15 protein-coding genes are annotated in these 15,647 nt (G+C 70.9%); 5 read left to right on the top strand and 10 right to left on the bottom strand.

Annotated features, from left to right (window positions below; genetic code table 11):
• Positions 1–8: 8 nt before the first annotated feature.
• On the top strand, positions 9–1,625 hold the full coding sequence (locus HL658_RS26320) for an ABC transporter substrate-binding protein (protein ID WP_180284733.1): 1,617 nt from the start codon (positions 9–11) through the stop codon (positions 1,623–1,625).
• A 36-nt stretch (positions 1,626–1,661) separates the two neighbouring features.
• On the opposite strand, the gene HL658_RS26315 is transcribed toward HL658_RS26320, so the two are convergent.
• From HL658_RS26315 to HL658_RS26275, 9 genes are all read right to left on the bottom strand, one after another.
• Positions 1,662–2,516 carry a GNAT family N-acetyltransferase gene (locus HL658_RS26315; protein ID WP_246337907.1) on the bottom strand — a complete coding sequence of 285 codons (855 nt, stop codon included), beginning with the start codon at positions 2,514–2,516 and terminating at the stop codon, positions 1,662–1,664.
• Positions 2,517–3,198: 682 nt separating this feature from the next.
• Positions 3,199–3,519: a hypothetical protein gene (locus HL658_RS26310; protein ID WP_180284732.1), complete on the bottom strand. Its 321-nt coding sequence runs from the start codon at positions 3,517–3,519 to the stop codon at positions 3,199–3,201.
• A 323-nt stretch (positions 3,520–3,842) separates the two neighbouring features.
• The gene (locus HL658_RS26305) at positions 3,843–4,073 is read right to left on the bottom strand and encodes a hypothetical protein (protein ID WP_180284731.1); all 231 of its coding nucleotides are present in this window, start codon (positions 4,071–4,073) and stop codon (positions 3,843–3,845) included.
• 165 nt (positions 4,074–4,238) lie between these two features.
• Positions 4,239–4,775: a hypothetical protein gene (locus HL658_RS26300; RefSeq protein ID WP_180284730.1), complete on the bottom strand. Its 537-nt coding sequence runs from the start codon at positions 4,773–4,775 to the stop codon at positions 4,239–4,241.
• A gap of 277 nt (positions 4,776–5,052) precedes the next feature.
• Positions 5,053–5,691, bottom strand: coding sequence for a nickel pincer cofactor biosynthesis protein LarB (larB, locus tag HL658_RS26295; RefSeq protein ID WP_180284729.1), 639 nt, complete (start codon positions 5,689–5,691; stop codon positions 5,053–5,055).
• Entirely contained in the window at positions 5,688–6,482 is a 795-nt protein-coding gene (gene larE / locus HL658_RS26290) for an ATP-dependent sacrificial sulfur transferase LarE (protein WP_180284728.1), read from the bottom strand. The genes larB and larE overlap by 4 nt, the downstream gene beginning before the upstream one ends.
• Before the next feature lie 85 nt (positions 6,483–6,567).
• Positions 6,568–7,791, bottom strand: a complete 1,224-nt coding sequence (gene larC / locus HL658_RS26285) for a nickel pincer cofactor biosynthesis protein LarC (RefSeq protein WP_180284727.1) — start codon at positions 7,789–7,791, stop codon at positions 6,568–6,570.
• A 3-nt stretch (positions 7,792–7,794) separates the two neighbouring features.
• Positions 7,795–9,096 (bottom strand): nickel-dependent lactate racemase family protein, encoded by a 1,302-nt coding sequence (locus HL658_RS26280; RefSeq protein ID WP_180284726.1) that lies wholly within the window; start codon positions 9,094–9,096, stop codon positions 7,795–7,797.
• Positions 9,097–9,150: 54 nt separating this feature from the next.
• Positions 9,151–10,050, bottom strand: coding sequence for a LysR family transcriptional regulator (locus HL658_RS26275; protein ID WP_343055343.1), 900 nt, complete (start codon positions 10,048–10,050; stop codon positions 9,151–9,153).
• Between the two features lie 108 nt (positions 10,051–10,158).
• On the opposite strand from HL658_RS26275, the gene HL658_RS26270 reads away from it, so the two are divergent.
• Together HL658_RS26270 and HL658_RS26265 are read left to right on the top strand one after the other, a co-directional pair.
• Positions 10,159–10,794, top strand: a complete 636-nt coding sequence (locus HL658_RS26270; RefSeq protein WP_180284724.1) for a DsbA family protein — start codon at positions 10,159–10,161, stop codon at positions 10,792–10,794.
• A gap of 74 nt (positions 10,795–10,868) precedes the next feature.
• Positions 10,869–11,774, top strand: a complete 906-nt coding sequence (locus tag HL658_RS26265; RefSeq protein ID WP_180284723.1) for an MBL fold metallo-hydrolase — start codon at positions 10,869–10,871, stop codon at positions 11,772–11,774.
• 25 nt (positions 11,775–11,799) lie between these two features.
• Here the strand turns inward: HL658_RS26265 and HL658_RS26260 are convergent, their stop codons facing one another.
• Complete coding sequence (locus tag HL658_RS26260) at positions 11,800–12,954, bottom strand: ROK family transcriptional regulator (RefSeq protein ID WP_180284722.1); 1,155 nt, start codon at positions 12,952–12,954, stop codon at positions 11,800–11,802.
• A gap of 136 nt (positions 12,955–13,090) precedes the next feature.
• On the opposite strand from HL658_RS26260, the gene HL658_RS26255 reads away from it, so the two are divergent.
• Complete coding sequence (locus HL658_RS26255) at positions 13,091–14,635, top strand: sugar ABC transporter ATP-binding protein (protein WP_180284721.1); 1,545 nt, start codon at positions 13,091–13,093, stop codon at positions 14,633–14,635.
• Positions 14,632–15,636: an ABC transporter permease gene (locus HL658_RS26250; protein WP_180284720.1), complete on the top strand. Its 1,005-nt coding sequence runs from the start codon at positions 14,632–14,634 to the stop codon at positions 15,634–15,636. The genes HL658_RS26255 and HL658_RS26250 overlap by 4 nt, the downstream gene beginning before the upstream one ends.
• The last annotated feature ends 11 nt before the right edge of the window (positions 15,637–15,647 follow it).

The raw sequence follows: 15,647 nt of genomic DNA, 5'->3' as shown, positions 1-15,647 counted from the left end.
AGTCCTTCATGCCCATTCGTTCGTTCCCCGCGCGCCGGCTGGCGCTCGCCCTGCTCGTCGCGGCCGGCGGCGCGCTGTCCACGCCGGCGCTGGCGGAGAAGTCGCTGGTCTTCTGTTCGGAAGGCAACCCGGAGAGCTTCAACCCGCAGGTGACCACCACCGGCACCAGCATGAACGCGGCCCTGCCCCTCTACAACAACCTGGTGGAGTTCGTGCGCGGCACCACCCGCACCAAAGCGGGGCTGGCCGAATCCTGGACGGTGTCGGAGGACGGGTTGACCTACCTGTTCACCCTGCGCCCCGACGTGTGGTTCCACGCCAACGAGCATTTCACGCCGACGCGGCCGATGAACGCCGACGACGTGGTCTTCTCCATCGAACGGCAGTGGCGGGCGGACCACCCCTTCCACAAGGTGGGGCGGGGCACCTACGACTACTTCAAGGACATGTCCATGGCGGTCCTTCTGAAGGCGGTGGAGCGGGTCGATGACCGCACCGTGCGCATCGTCCTGACCCGGCCGGAGGCCCCCTTCCTCGCCAACCTCGCCATGCCCTTCGCCTCCATCCAGTCCGCCGAATACGCCAAGGTGCTGGCGGAACGGGGGCGGCCGGAGCTGTTCGACGAGGCGCCGGTCGGCACCGGCCCCTTCCGCTTCGTGTCCTTCCAGAAGGACGTGGCGATCCGCTACCGGGCGCACGACCGCTATTGGGGCGGGCGGGAGCGGCTCGACGCCCTGATCTTCTCCATCAACCCGAACGCGGCGGTGCGGCTGAACAAGCTGCGGGCGGGGGAATGCCACCTGATGGTCTTCCCCAACCCGGCCGAGCTGGCGAAGATCGAGAAGGACCCCGACCTCGTGGTGCAGCGGCGGGAGGGGCTGAACATCGCCTACCTCGCCTTCAACACCTCGCGACCGCCCTTCGACGACCTGCGGGTCCGCCGCGCGCTGAACCTCGCCGTCGACAAGGAAACGCTCATCGAGGCGGTGTACCAGGGTGCCGCGCGTCCGGCGAAGAATCCGATCCCGCCGATCATGTGGTCCTACGACGAGTCGACGCCGGGATACCCCTTCGACCCCGAGGGCGCCCGCCGCCTGCTGGCCGAGGCCGGGTACCCGGACGGCTTCACGGCGGAGCTCTGGTTCCCGCCGGTGGCCCGCCAGTACATGCCCAACGGCAAGCGGGCGGCCGAGATCATCCGGGACAGCCTGGAGCGGGTCGGTGTCCGGGTCACGCTGCGCACCGACGACTGGCGCGAGTACCGCCGCCGGCTGGGCCAGGGCGAGCACGACATGGCGATCTATGGCTGGACCGGCGACAACGGCGATCCCGACAACTTCCTGTTCCTGCTGCTCGGCTGCGACGCGGCGCGGCCGGGCGGAGGCAACATCGCCCGCTGGTGCGACCCCGGCTTCGAGGAACAGGTGACGCGGGCCAAGCGCACCCCCGTGACCGAGGAGCGCGCCGACCGCTACCGGGAGGCGCAGCGGATTTTCGCCCGCGAGGCGCCGTGGGTCCCGCTCGCCCACTCCGTGGTGTCGGTGGTCCTGCGCCGGGAGGTCCGCGGCTACCGCATCGACCCGTTCCTGCAGGTCTTCTCCGGCGTCGACATCGATACGCCCTGACGCTGAAACGCTGCCAGGGGGTCAGGCCACCCTTGATCAGGCCCCCGGCAGCCGGTTCAGGAAGTGCCGGGCGTATTTGCCGGTCAGCTCGTCCACCGGGACGATCAGGCAGACGTCGGTGGTGTTGAAGTCGTGGTCGATCACCGCGCCGTCGCCGACGAAGCCGCCGAGCCGCAGATAGCCCTTGAGCAGCGGCGGCAGGCCGGCCACCGCCGCCCGGCCGTCCATGCGGTCGGCCACGGCGCCCAGGCTGCCGGCCGGCAGCCGGTCCATCGCCACATGGCGGTGCGGCAGCGCGCGGGCGCGCAGCGCCGGTGGGGCCAAGTGGTGCTGGTGCAGGTAGGAGAGCGCCGGGGCGAGCGCCTCCACGTCGGTGCCGGGCAGGCTGGCGCAGCCGAACATCAGCGACACGTCGTGGGCCAGGATGTAGGCGGAGATGCCGCGCCAGAGAAGCTGCATGGCCGCGCGTGTCCGGTAGCCCGGATCGATGCAGGAGCGGCCGAGCTCCAGCACCTCGCCCGGACGGGCGAGCAGCGGGGCGATGTCGAACTCCGCCGCGCTGTAGAAGCCACCGTGCCGGTCGGCCACCGAGCGCCGCAGCAGCCGGTAGGTGCCGACCACCCGGCCCCCTCCCCGGCCCCCCCCCCGGCCATCCGGTGCGGCGTCGTGGTCGAGGATGACCAGATGGTCGCAGACCGCGTCGAAATCGTCCACGTCGCGGCCGGGGACCGTGCCCGACAGGGTCGCCCCCAGCTCCTCGTGGAACACCCGGTAGCGCAGCGCCTGCGCCGCGTCCACCTCGTCCGCGCCCGCCGCGAGCCGGACCTCCAGACCCGCCGCCAGGGACGACGTGTCCGTTTGCGCCATGCCGATCGAACTGCACTGTTCCATGGGGAGACCCGCCATCCGGTTGCAGTGCGTTGATGCCTGAGTTGCGCGACGGGATGATGACGCCATTGCGACAGTCCCGTTGCATCCCGTTCCGGCCGGGCCCGCATCCGCTGCCCGGTGCCCCATCAGTTAGGCGCAGGGGCCGCACCGCGGTCAAGTGCCGCATGGTCCCGCCGGCGGCGGGGGCGTGCGACATCGTGCGACGGTTTTTGCCGTGCGCGGCGGGTGTCGCGTGCCCATCAGCGGGTGTTTCCGGTGGCGGGGCAAGGGGTTGCGGGGGGTTGTCGGTGCGCGAACGTGCGACGGGGGTGTTGCATGGGGGTGGGGGAAGTCGCGGCGTCTGGCCCCCACCCAAACCCTCCCCCGCTGCGCGGGGGAGGGCTTCCGCTCCATCCGTCGTCGCCGGATGGGAGAGGGTTTTTTCTTCTCCCTCCCCCGCCGCCAGATGGGGGAGGGTCGGGGTGGGGGCCGGGGGCGACGCCCTGCCCGCCTCCTCCATCCGCCGCCACATCGCCTTCTGCCAGTCCGGCACCAGCGCCGCCGGCAGCACATAGGCGTTGTTCCGCCGCAGCCGGGCCCGCGCCTCGGCGATCATGGAGTGGTATTCCCAATAGGTGCGGTAGCGGAAATCGTCCGCCTCCTTCCACGCATTCCGCAGAGCGTCAGGGCCGATGCCCAGCGTCTACGACACCTGCCGCGGCGTGTAGCCGGCGGCGAGCGCACGGGCCGCCCGCGCCCACACCCGGTCGGGGGTGCGCGAGCGGGGCACCAGCCGCCCCTCCGGCGCGCGGATGGCTGGCGGGCCGGGGATGGCGTCCGGCCCCGATTCCGGCAGGCGCCGGCCGCGCTTGGCGTGGCCGGCTTCCGCGCAGGCCACCCGCGGGTCGTTGTTCCGGAAGGCGATCCGCGTGAAGCTCTGGAAGAAGCCGAGTGCCGCCAGCCCTTGCGAGCGGTCGCGGGGGACGGCGCGGGGACCGCGGCGCAGGCCGGGAGCGACGGGCATGGCGGTCCTCCGGTCGTACAAGGGTTTTTAATCCTACATTGGGAAAATTCTGAGCGCAAGCGCCGTGCAGTCCCCGTCGTTGGGTCGTTGCACCCCGATCGGACCTGCCACGACGCTTTCCCGGCAGGCTGCTCAAGGACCACCGGCGCCGGGCCATCGTTTCGGCCTCGTCGCCCCAGTGGGGGCCGATCGTGACCGTCGGCCTCCCATCCTCGGCCAGCTCTTTTCGGGGTCCTGGTGCGTCGATCCGGCTGTCCGATCAGGCCTGGGGCACCCCGGCGGGCGCCAACTATCCTCACGAACTCGATTCTCCAAGCGTCTTTTCAGGTTTCGACCACTATCTCCTTCCCGGCAATTTCAGAACAGAAGCCACTCCACACCTTCTTCCCATTTATAAATATTTCGGCCGATCTTGATTTTTTATTGTCCAAGGTCACGTTTGCAAATCCATTCTCGTCAGTCTTCGATTCAGATCCCTGGCTGGTCTTCACAATGACATTCTTCCTGCCTTTGCCATCCGTCGACACGAAGACCTTGCCCAAAAACGTCGTCATGACCTGTATCCTCCCTATGTTCAGTCCGCACCGGCGCCGTCAGAGACCGTTTGGAAACGGGGCATTTACAGGCGTCACTCCTCTCTCATCCTCATCCCCGGCGCGGCCGGGGATGAGGATGAAACGGAACGGATGGCCGTGAATGCGCCGCTTCCAAACCGGCACTCAGCCTCCGGACGACTGCATCGTTTCTCCGCATTTCCTGCACACATACTCGTGCGTCGCATTTGGAAGGTCTGAAAGCACACGATAATTCAACGCATACTGCTTGCACTTCCCGAAATCGCAACGCGACCGATCCTTGGGCATCTTTTGGTTGGCCATCAAAAGCCCGAGTGCCAGAGTGCCTGGAAGAATCACAGCAGTGATTTGTTCAAGCTCCACCCTGAGTCCAAAGACCTTCACCACGACTGCGAGCATATAAGCCCAGACAATACCAGCCAAGGAACACAGAAAAATAAACATGACGAAAAATATAGGATTTCTTATATCATGATTTTCGATCATCCTGTTGTATCCATCAAGAACGAAGACGCTTAGCACGACATTTATCGGCGTCATCGTTATGATGTAATTTCTCATCAATATCCCGCCATCAGTATAATTAGCGGACAACAAATCGCCGATGCCAACACCGTTGAACCCAATAAATGCAATACCCGCCACGTACTCAACGACCAGAACGAGAAGAAATCTTCCCATGGGATCCCCCCCCTCGAATTACCGACGGCGACATCCGCAACCTTAAGCGCGGCAATGAATCTTTGACAATCAGGATTCCCGCGGGTGCCTTTTTGACGCAAGATCGCTGCTGGAAAAATGGCAAGGTGACCCGAAATCCTGGGAGGGGTGAACAAGGGGATTGATCGGGCCGCTGGCGGTGTCGAGCGAATCGCAGCCCTTCACGGCTCGCCGCAACCACGCTGCCGGGTCGTCCTGCATCCTGTCAGGTCGGATCGGGCGCAGCGACGACCCAACGTCACGCACCCCGCCCCGCCGCCGTCATGCGGATTGCCGCGCAGGCGGCGCCGAAGCCGTTGTCGATGTTCACGGTCACCACGCCGGGGGCGCAGGTGGCGAGCGCGGTGCTCAGCGCCGCCCGGCCACCCTCCGCCACCCCGTAACCGACGGAGGTCGGCACGGCGATCACCGGGGCCCGCACCAGCCCGGCCAGCACGCTGAACAGCGCCCCCTCCATCCCGGCGACGGCGATGAGGACGCGGAAGCCGCGGATGCGGTCGAGCTTGTCCATCAGCCGCCAGAGCCCGGCGACGCCGACATCGGCGATCACCGGCGCGTCGAGCCCGTGGAAGGCCAGGGTGCGCCGCGCCTCCCCGGCGACGGGAAGGTCGGACGTGCCGGCGCAGACGATGCCGATGCCGCTGTCGCGGAGCGCCCGCAGCTCCCCGGACAGCGCGGTGCGCGACAGCGGGTCGTAATCGAGCGCGTCGGGCAGGGCCGCGCGCTTCTCCGCCGACAGCCGGGTCAGCAGCAGGCGGCGGCCGGCGGCGGCTTCCAACATGGCGGCGATCTGGCCGGCGGTCTTGCCGTCGCACAGGATGGCCTCGGCGGTGCCGGTGCGCTCCTCGCGTTGCCAGTCGATCTGGAAATCGCTCAACGCACGGCGTCCTTCAGGAAGGCGGAGCCGCGGCGGTAGGGGCGCAAGCCCGCGAAGACACGCCCATCCGCCGCGCAGAGATCGGCGGCGCGGCCCGCCGCCCGCTCCAGCGGCGCGCCGGACGGCAGCGGGTCGGCCTCCACCGCGACGCCGGCCCGTGTGATCCGGCAGCGCAGCGCCTCCAGCCCCGGCAACAGGTCAGCCAGCGCCGCCTCGACATTTTCCACGAAGCGCAGATCCTCGGCGCGCACGGGAATGCCGGTCTCCACCCGGCTGGACAGGCAAGGCTGCGCCGGCAGGGCGGCGAGGTCGTCCAGCCCGTACGCGCGGGCCAGCGCGTACACGTCCGCCTTGGTCAGCCCGGCCTCCACATACGGGTGCACCACCCCGAGCTCCGCCGCGGCGGTCAGGCCGGGGCGGTAGTCGCCGAGGTCGTCGCGGTTGGTGCCCGACGCGATGGTCAGGCCGGTGGCCGCGCGCACCCGCGCGTACAGGTTCGATTTGCAGAAGTAGCAGCGGTTCACGGGATTGGCGAGATAGTCGGGGTCCGCGAACTCCCCAGCATCCAGGCAGAGCAGCCGCCAGCCGTGCCGTCCCGCGTGCGCCCGCACCCGCGCCGTCGCCGCCGCGGGCACGGCGGGGGAGACGGCGTGCACCATGGTGGCGTCCGTACGCGCCACACGGTGCGCCGCATGGGCCAGCGTCATGCTGTCCACCCCGCCGCTGACGGCGATGGCGAGTGCCGCGTGCCGGTCGAGCGCCGCGGCCAGCCGGTCCTCAAGCTCGCTCACGTGCTTTTCTCCACGGGTGATCGGGCGGGGGGAGCGATGGACGCCCCCAACCTCTCCCCGGGGGGGAGAGGGTTGTTGGACGCCCTCACGCCCCCTCCTCCGCCCGGCGTTTGACGCGGCGGCGTTCGGCCAGGCCGTCGAGGCCGGCGAGGTCGTCGCTTTCGGCCTTGGCGCCGCCGCCGCCGGGACGCTCCACCCGCTTGACGCGCACGCATTGGCCATCGACCGCCGCCAGCGCCGCCGTGCGCGGCAGCACCGCGCGCCGCTCCAGGCGCCAGCGCAGGCCGATGGTGGCGGTTTCGCGGAAGCAGAGGTCGCGCACGGCGTCCAGCGCGTCGGGGCGGACGAGCAGGCGCACATCGTGCAGCGGGCGGCCCTTCTTGCCGATGCGGGTGCCCAAGGACAGGTCGAGCACCCCGTCGGCGGCGCGCAGCCGGTCGAGCGCCACCCCCAGCTCCTCCCCCGTCATGTCGTCGATGTCGAAGGACAGCACGGCCACCGTCTCGGTCCCCGCCGCGTCGGCCTCGCGGAAGACCAGCGCGCGCAGCACGTTGGGCAGGTCGGGCAGGCTGCGGGTGCCACAGCCGGTGCCGACCGCCGCCAGCACGCCCTCCGCCGCCGCGCCGTCACCGCCATGGTCGCCGATCAGGTGGCGCAGGATGGCGGCGCCGGTGGGGGTCACGCGCTCGCCGCCGATGCCGTCGTCGCGCCAGCGGAAGCCGGTCAGGATCGCCGCGGTCGCCGGGGCCGGCACCGGCAGAAGCCCGTGCTGCGTGCGCACCATGCCCCCGCCGCGCGGCAGGTCGGACACGCTCCAGACGGCGCCCTCCAGCGCCGCGATGATGCTGCCGGCGGCCACCACGTCCATCACCGAATCCCAATCGGCGAGCTCGTGGAAATGCACGTCCTCCACCGGCACCCGGTGCATGCGCGCCTCGGCCTCCGCCAGCACCCGCAGGATGGCGATGGCGTGTGCCGCCGTGCCCTCGGCCAGGGTCGCGACCTCGATCCGCCGGACGATGGCGCGGAAGGTGCCGGAATCGCCGTGATGATGATCGTGGTCGTGGTGGTGGTCGCCGTGCCCATGGTCGTGGTGATGATGCCCGCAGGGCGCCGGCCCCAGTCCGAAGCGGAGGGCGGCCAGCCCGCCGTTCACCGCCTCGTCCAGGACCGGGGCGCCGGCTTCGGGCGGCAGCGCGGCGCGGGCGTCGGCCAGCACACGCCCCCGCAGGTCGGGGAAGGCGTCGAGCAGGGCGGCGACGAACATGTCGCCGGCGATCCCGCCGACCGCGTCGAGCCGTATGTGCACGCGTCAGGCCCCGCCCACACCGTGCAGCGGCACCACGTACGGGCCCTCGGGGATGAAGGCGACCGCGGAGTCCCCATGCCTGGCGATGCTGGCCGCCACAGCGCCGTCGATGTCGGTGATGGTCTCCACCCCGGTAATGCGCTTCTCCTCGTCATCCAGCCCGGTGGTGTAGAGCTGGATGTGGCCGCGCCTCATGGGCTTCAACTGCATCTCGGTCTGCCACTCGTCGATCTCGGCCAGCGATTTCGCCAGCAGCGTCGCCAGGAAGCGGTCGGGGCCGAGCGTGACGAGCCGTTCCTGCGCCTCGCGGAACTCGGCGGAGCCGAAGCCTTCGGAGCATTGCGAGGCGATGATCAGGGTGCCGCCCGGCTCCAGTATGTCGAGCGGCGTCACCATGCCCTTGACCGTCTGGTAGTAGGTCTTGTCCAGCGGGTAGCCGGCGGAGGAGGTGACCACCGTCTTGAAGCGCCGGCCGACGGGGATGGCGGTGGCGCCGCGGATGTACTCCACCGCCGCCAGATGGCTCTCGATGATCTCGCCGAAGGTGACGTGCACGAGGTCGCGGTCCTCGTCCAGCACGGTGTTCAGCGCGTACACCTCGCCGATCATGCGGACGATCTGCAACTGCTCCTCGTGCAGCGGGTTGCCGACGAGGTTGCACTGGACGGCCAGCGGGTCCTCCATGAAGCGGGCGGAATGGAAGGTGCGGATCGTCTTGTGCCCGGCCACGCCGGGCGCCACCACCTTGCGTCCGCCCGACCAGCCGGCCATGAAATGCGGCTCCACGAGGCCCGTGGCGATGCGCAGATCCGCCTCCATGAAGCGGCGGTCGATGCTCACGGGCGTGCCGCGGGTGGGGGTGGTGCCGAGGTCGATGTGGTCCTCGTCGTTGCGGGCGAAGTGGTTGACGACCTTGACCTCGGCCAGCACCCAGGGATCGCCGATCAGCTCGGCCAGCTCCTCGCCCTCGTTGGGGCGGTGCAGGCCGGTCGCCACCAGCACGGTGATGCGGTCGAGCGGGATGCCGGACGCCACCATGTCCTCGATCATCGGCCGCAGGAACAGCCGGTTCGGCACCGGCCGCGTGATGTCGCACACCAGGATGCAGGCGGAGCCCTTGCCGGCCGCCAGCGCGCGCAGGGGCCGGGCGCCGACCGGCGCGTCGAGCGCGCCACGGATGGCCGCCGCCTGATCGGGCAGCTTGGGCAGGGCCGGCTTGCGGATCACGGTCACCTGCGCCTGCTCCGGCACGGCGACCGGCAGATGGCCGCGGCCGAAGGCGATGTGGATGGTCTTTCCGGGCATGCCCTGTCTCCTTCCCCTATAGGAACAGCATGGCACGCAAATCATGCGGGTTTGTCAATGCGCGCGGGCGGCGGCGGCCAGCAGTTCGACGAAGGCGGTCACCCGCGGCGGGCGGACGGGGACCGGCGGGAACACCGCGTGGATGCCCCCGGCCGGCAGCCGCCAGGACGGCAGGGCGTGCAACAGCCGCCCGGCGGCGATCCCGTCGGCCGCCAGATAGTCGGGCAGCACCGACAGGCCGGCGCCTTGCAACACCGCGGCCAGCACCGCGGGCGTGGAGTTGAGCGCCAGCACCCCGTGCAGCCGGACGGCCGCCGGCTCCTCCCCGTCACGCTCGAAGCTCCAGTGCAGCGGGTCGCGCAGCGCCTTGTTGGCGACGAAGGGCAGCGCGGCCAGATCGCGCGGGTGGTCGAGCCCGGCCAGCGCCCCGGCGAAGGCGGGGGCGGCGACCAGAAGCTGCCGGAAACCGCCCAGCCGGCGCGCCCTGAGGCCGGACTCCTCCAGCCAGCCGACCCGCACCGACAGATCCAGGCTGCCGCCGCCGAGGTCGATCGTCTCGTCGGTGAGCGTCACGTCCGCCTGGCAGTGCGGGTGGCGGGCCAGGAAGGCGGCGACCACCGGCACCACCACCGTGGTCCCGTAATCGGTGGGCGCGGTCACCCGCAGCGTGCCGCGCGGGGTGGAGTCGGTCTGCGCCGCCTCGCGCACGGCCTCCTCCGCCTCGCGCAGGATGCGGGCGCAGCGGGCGTGGAAGCGGCGGCCGGCGTCGGTCGGCTCGACCCGGCGGGTGGTGCGCACCAGCAGCCCGGTGCCCAGCTCCGCCTCCAGCCGCGCCACCTGCTGGCTGACCACCGCCTTGGTGATGCCGAGACGCCGGGCCGCCGCGGTGTAGGACCCGGTCTCCACCACCGCGGCGAAATAGGCGAGCCGGTTGAGGTTCACGGTGTCCGTCACGGGCGCCCACTGTTTGTCTTTACCATACGATCTGTCCACATCTTCCCGCTTTCGCGGACAATCGGCAAGTGGCATCACTGGGGGGCGAATGATGATGGAGCGGCCGGGATGCCCCGCGTGACCTACCTCTACGATCCCTTGTGCGGCTGGTGCTACGGGGCGTCGGCGGCGGTGCGCGATGTGGCCGCGCAGCCGGGGGTGAGCGTCGCGGCTCTGCCCACCGGCCTGTTCTCCGGCGCCGGCGCGCGGCGGATGGACGCCGGGCTGGCCGGCTATGCCTGGAGCAACGACCAGCGCATCGCCCGCCTGACCGGCGCTGCCTTCACCGAGACCTACCGCCGCGAGGTGCTGGGCGCCATCGGCGGCGCCTTCGATTCCGGCCCCGCCACCCTGGCGCTGACCGCCGTGGCGCGGATGGACCCGGCGCGCGAGCTGGAGGCCCTGGCCGCGGTGCAGCGGGCGCGCTACGTCGATGGCCGCGACATCGCCGACACCGCGGTGCTGGGCGACGTCCTGCGGACGCTGGGGCTGGACGGCGCGGCCGACGCGCTGGCGGTGCCCGACGACGGGCTGCTCGACGCCCGCCGCGGCCGGGTCGCGCAGGCGCAGCGGCTGATGGCGGGGCTTGGCCTGTCCGGCGTGCCGGCCCTGGCGCTGACCGGGGGGGACGCGGTGCGCGCCCTGCCCTCCGGCCTGCTGTTTGGCGACCGGGCCGCCCTGCTGGCGGTGTTCGAGGCCGGCTGAACCGCCTTTTTTCCGCGTTCCCCACCAACCCCGAGAGACGGCGCCCGCGTCCGCGGCGCCGGGAGGACCTGCGCATGCTCAACCGACGGGAAACCCTGATGACCCTGGCCGCGACCGGCGTCGCGCTGGCGGCGGACCACGCCTTCGCCGCTTCCGCCCTCGCCGCGTCCGGCCCGCTGTCCTGGACCGCCTTTCCGGCGGGCGAGGCCGGCTTCCTGCGGGCGCCGGTGCTGCTGACCGGCCCGACCGAGGCGCTGCTGATCGACGGCGGCTTCACCTACGCCGACGGCCGCGCGGTGGCGGACGCGATCCGCGCCACCGGCAAGCGGCTGACCACCATCGTCGTCACCGTCAACGACCCCGACTATTACTTCAGCCTGAACGTCCTGCGGCAGGCCTTCCCCGAGGCGCGCATCATCGCCGCGGCGGAGACGGTGGAGCTGATCCGCCGCAAGGTCGAGGGCAAGCTGAAGGTGTGGAGCCCCAAGCTCGGCGACAACGGCCCCAGGACGGTGGACGAGGTGGTCTTCCCCACCGCCACGGAGGAGACGGTGCTGAGCGTGGACGGCCAGCCGGTGGAGATCGTGACGGTCCCCGGCATGAAGGACCGCCGTTACCTGTGGGTGCCATCGCTGCGCGCCGTGTTCGGCGGCGTGCTGAGCTTCGGCGGCCTGCACCCCTGGACCGCCGACACCCCCACCCCGGCGGAGCGCGCCGCCTGGGTGCAAGCGCTCGACGGCATCGCCGCCCGCGACCCGGCGGTGGTCGTGCCGGGCCATCTGCGCGCCGGCTGGCCGCTGGATGCGTCGGCGGTGGCCCACACCCGCGACTATCTGCTCGCCTATGAGGCGGAGGTGGCGAAGGCCGCCGACAGCGCCGCCCTGATCGCCGCCATGAAGCGCCTCTACCCCGACGCCGGGCTGGGCATCGCGCTGGAGATCGGCGCCAAGGTGGCGAAGGGCGAGATGAAATGGGGGTGAGGTCCCGTCAGCCCTGACAGCCCCCCTACGGCGCCGCCAGGAACCCCTCCAGCGCCAGGGCCACGCCGCCCATCGGGACGGCGTCGGCGCCGAAGGGGGAGATGGCGACGCGCAAGGACCGGCGCAGCGGCTCCAGCGCGTGTTCGGCGAGCGCCCGGTCGATGGCCGGGCGGATGAAGGGGGCGACCACGCACAGGTTGCCGCCGAGGATCACCGCCTGCGGGTTGGTCAGGTTGACCAGATAGGAGAGGGCGAGGCCGAGACGGCCGCCGACCTCCTCCAGCAGGCCCAGCAGCACCGGGTCGCCGGCCCGCGCCGCGTCGGCCGCCGCCCACAGGTCGTCCAGCGTCCGGCCGCGCTCGGCCGCCTGGGCCAGGATGGCGGGTTCCGACGCGTAGGCCTCCAGACAGCCGCGCTTGCCGCAGCCGCAGGTGCGGCCGCCGGGGACGAGCGCGATGTGCCCGAACTCCCCCGCGAAGCCCTCCGCCCCGCGGTAGGGACGGCCGCCGAGGAACAGGCCACAGCCCACCCCGGAATGGCCGGCGACGCAGACGAAGTCGTCCAGCCCGCGCCCGGCGCCGAACAGCCGTTCGGCCAGGGCGGCGGCCTTGCTGTCGTTGTCGACATGGACGGGGACGTCGAACTCCGCCTGGAGCAGGGCGGCGATCGGCGAGTCGCGCCAGCCGAGGTTGGGCGCCAGCTCCAGCCGGCCGTCGCGGTCCATCAGCGCCGGCACCCCCACCCCGACGCCGCGCACCGGCCGCTCGGGGCCTTCCCCCGCGCGCACCGCGCGGTCGATGCCGTCGCGCAGCGAGCGGATGGCGGTGGCGATGTCGCGGCTGCCGGGGGTCTGGAGCTGCTCGATCACGGTGCCGGCCAGCGTGGCGGTGACGATGCGGATGGTGCCCGGCTCCAGCCGCGCGCCGACCAGGAGCCCGGCCGAAGGCGCGATGGCGAGCGCCGTCTCCGGCCGGCCGACGCGGCGGGGGCGCGGCACCTCGCGCCGCTCCACCAGCCCCTCCTCCACGAGCTGGGCGACCACCGCCGACGTGGTGGCCTTGTCCAGCCCGGTCAGGCCGACGAGATCGCGCTGGGCGCAGTGCGGGTGTTCGCGCAGCGCGTGGAACACGCGGGCGCGGTTCAGGCGGCGGATGGCCGCGGAATTCACAATCGGTCTCATGGCGCCCCTCCCCCTGGGGCTCGTCTATCACACCACCTTGACGGCGGCTTTCGGGAAGCGTAGCGTCGTTTTAGTTCGAGGGTCTACCTAATTCGCGGCCGCCAGCAACAGAGCCGCAAAACAGGGATGGAAACCAATGGCCGAGCCGATTTTGTCGGCATCCGGCGTCGAGAAGTGCTTCGGTCCGGTTCAGGTCCTGTTCGGGGTCGACGTCGACGTGCGCGCGGGCGAGGTCCACGCCATCGTCGGTGAGAACGGTGCCGGCAAATCGACGCTCATGAAGATTCTGGCCGGCTACCACCGGCCCACCGCGGGCACGATCCGCGTCGACGGCGCGGTGGTGGAGTTCGCCGGCAGCGGCGACGCCGAGCGGCTCGGCGTCGTGCTGATCCACCAGGAATTCAACCTCGCCGAACATCTGACGGTGGAGGAGAACGTCTTCCTCGGCCGCGAGCTGCGGCGCGGTCTGTTCCTCGACCGCAGCGCCATGCGGGAGCGGGCGCACCAGGTGCTGGCGGAGCTGGACTGCCCGGTCGATCCGCGCACCCGCGTGCGCGACCTCGCGGTGTCCGAGCGCCAGATGGTGGAGATCGGCAAGGCCGTGTCCCGCGATGTGCGCGTGCTGATCATGGACGAGCCGACCGCCGTGCTGACGGGGGCCGAGACGGCCGTGCTGTTCCGGCTGATCCGCCGGCTGACCGCGCAGGGGGTGGGGGTCGTCTACATCTCCCACAAGCTGGACGAGGTGAAGGCGCTCGCCGACCGGGTGACGGTGCTGCGCGACGGCCGCCACATCGCCACCCGCGACGCCGCCGACCTTAGCCAAGACGACATCGCCCAGCTCATGGTCGGGCGGCCGGTCAGCGACCTGTTCCCCGAAAAGATCCACCCGCCGGCCGACGCGGCCGTGGTGCTGGAGGCGGACGGCATCAGCGTGCCGGGCTGGGTGGAGGGTGCGTCCTTCACCCTGCGCAAGGGCGAGATCCTGGGCTTCGCCGGTCTGGTCGGGGCCGGGCGGACGGAGCTGATGGAGGGGCTGCTTGGCCTGCGGCGGCGCACGGCCGGGCAAATCCGGCGCGACGGGAGGGCGTTGCGGCTGCGGCATCTGGACGACGCCACCGCCGCCGGCATCGCCTATCTGTCGGAGGACCGCAAGGGCAAGGGGCTGCTGGTCGCCAAGGGGCTGCGCCCGAACCTGACCCTGCTGGCGCTGGAGCGCTACGGCCGCGTCTTCATCGACGAGGCTAAGGAGGAAACGGCGCTGGAGCGCGCGGTGCAGGAGTTCGACATCCGCGTGCGCGATCCCGGCGTCGCCGTCTCCTCGCTCAGCGGCGGCAACCAGCAGAAGCTGCTGCTCGCCAAGACCATGCAGGTGGAGCCCACCATCCTGATCGCCGACGAGCCGACGCGCGGCATCGACATCGGCACCAAGCAGCAGATCTACCGCTTCCTGCACGACTTCGCGCGGCGCGGCGGCTCGGTCATCCTGATCTCGTCGGAGCTGATGGAGGTGATCGGGCTGTCGCACCGGGTGGTGGTGATGCGCGCCGGCACCGTCACCGGCACGCTGGAGGGCGACGCCATCGAGGAGGCGGAGATCGTGCGCTACGCCACCGGCCTGAAGGGCGGGCCGGCAACCGATGGCCCAACGGGCCGTCTGGAAGACGGGAGGGCCGCATGACCTCGCCCGTGCTGCGCGACGCGCGGCCGCGCCGCCCTGGCGGCATCGACCTCAAGCTCTACGGCCCGTTCATCGCGCTGGCGGCGCTGATCGTCATCGGCGTGCTGGTCAACCCGGTCTTCCTCAGCCCCGGCAACATCGGCAACGTGCTGACCCGCACCGCCTTCATCGGCATCATCGCGGTGGGGGCGACCTTCGTCATCACCGCGGGCGGCATCGACCTGTCGGTCGGCTCGCTCGCCGCCTTCTCGTCGGGCATGGCGATCGTGGCGATGAACGCCACCGTGGCCTCGCTGGGGGCCGGCGTGCCGGTGGTGCTGGTCGGCATGCTGGTGGCGGTGGCGCTGGGTCTGGCGGCCGGGCTGGTCAACGGGCTGGTGGTGACGCGGGGGCGGATCGAGGCCTTCATCGTCACGCTTGGCACCATGGGCATCTACCGCTCGCTGGTGACCTGGATGGCGGACGGCGGCACGCTGTCGCTGAACAGCTCCGTGCGCGCGGTCTACCGCCCCGTCTATTACGGCGGGATCTACGGCGTCTCCTACCCGATCATCCTGTTCGCGGTGGTGGCCTGCGTCGGCGCGCTGATCCTCTACCGCACGCGCTTCGGCCGCTACTGCATGGCCATCGGCTCCAACGAGGAGGTGGCGCGCTATTCCGCCATCAATGTCGACCGCGTGAAGCTGCTGGCCTTCGTGCTCCAGGGCGTGTGCGTGGCGCTGGCCGTCGTGGTGTATGTGCCGCGGCTGGGCTCGGCGTCGGCCACCACCGGCCTGCTGTGGGAGCTGGAGGCAATCGCCGCGGTGATCATCGGCGGCACCATGCTGAAGGGCGGCTACGGCCGCATCTGGGGCACGGTGGTGGGGGCGGTGATGCTGACCCTCATCGACAACATCCTGAACCTGACGGGTGCCGTCAGCGTGTACCTGAACGGCGCCATCCAGGGGACCATCATCATCGTCGCGGTGCTCCTGCAACGGGGGGCCACGGCGCGGCGCTGATCCATCAACAA

The organism is Azospirillum oleiclasticum (assembly GCF_013423485.1).
Taxonomy (GTDB): domain Bacteria; phylum Pseudomonadota; class Alphaproteobacteria; order Azospirillales; family Azospirillaceae; genus Azospirillum; species Azospirillum oleiclasticum.
This window is presented reverse-complemented; position numbering and strand designations above follow the sequence as displayed.

Excerpts from the sequence above, each read along its gene's own strand:
- HL658_RS26265 (WP_180284723.1), top strand. The coding sequence starts at position 10,869 with ATGCTCAACCGACGGGAAACCCTGATGACCCTGGCCGCGACCGGCGTC.
- HL658_RS26270 (WP_180284724.1), top strand. The coding sequence starts at position 10,159 with ATGCCCCGCGTGACCTACCTCTACGATCCCTTGTGCGGCTGGTGCTAC.
- HL658_RS26315 (WP_246337907.1), bottom strand. The coding sequence starts at position 2,516 with ATGGAACAGTGCAGTTCGATCGGCATGGCGCAAACGGACACGTCGTCC.
- HL658_RS26255 (WP_180284721.1), top strand. The coding sequence starts at position 13,091 with ATGGCCGAGCCGATTTTGTCGGCATCCGGCGTCGAGAAGTGCTTCGGT.
- HL658_RS26260 (WP_180284722.1), bottom strand. The coding sequence starts at position 12,954 with ATGAGACCGATTGTGAATTCCGCGGCCATCCGCCGCCTGAACCGCGCC.
- HL658_RS26250 (WP_180284720.1), top strand. The coding sequence starts at position 14,632 with ATGACCTCGCCCGTGCTGCGCGACGCGCGGCCGCGCCGCCCTGGCGGC.
- HL658_RS26320 (WP_180284733.1), top strand. The coding sequence starts at position 9 with ATGCCCATTCGTTCGTTCCCCGCGCGCCGGCTGGCGCTCGCCCTGCTC.
- HL658_RS26310 (WP_180284732.1), bottom strand. The coding sequence starts at position 3,519 with ATGCCCGTCGCTCCCGGCCTGCGCCGCGGTCCCCGCGCCGTCCCCCGC.
- HL658_RS26280 (WP_180284726.1), bottom strand. The coding sequence starts at position 9,096 with ATGCCCGGAAAGACCATCCACATCGCCTTCGGCCGCGGCCATCTGCCG.
- HL658_RS26300 (WP_180284730.1), bottom strand. The coding sequence starts at position 4,775 with ATGGGAAGATTTCTTCTCGTTCTGGTCGTTGAGTACGTGGCGGGTATT.
- HL658_RS26305 (WP_180284731.1), bottom strand. The coding sequence starts at position 4,073 with ATGACGACGTTTTTGGGCAAGGTCTTCGTGTCGACGGATGGCAAAGGC.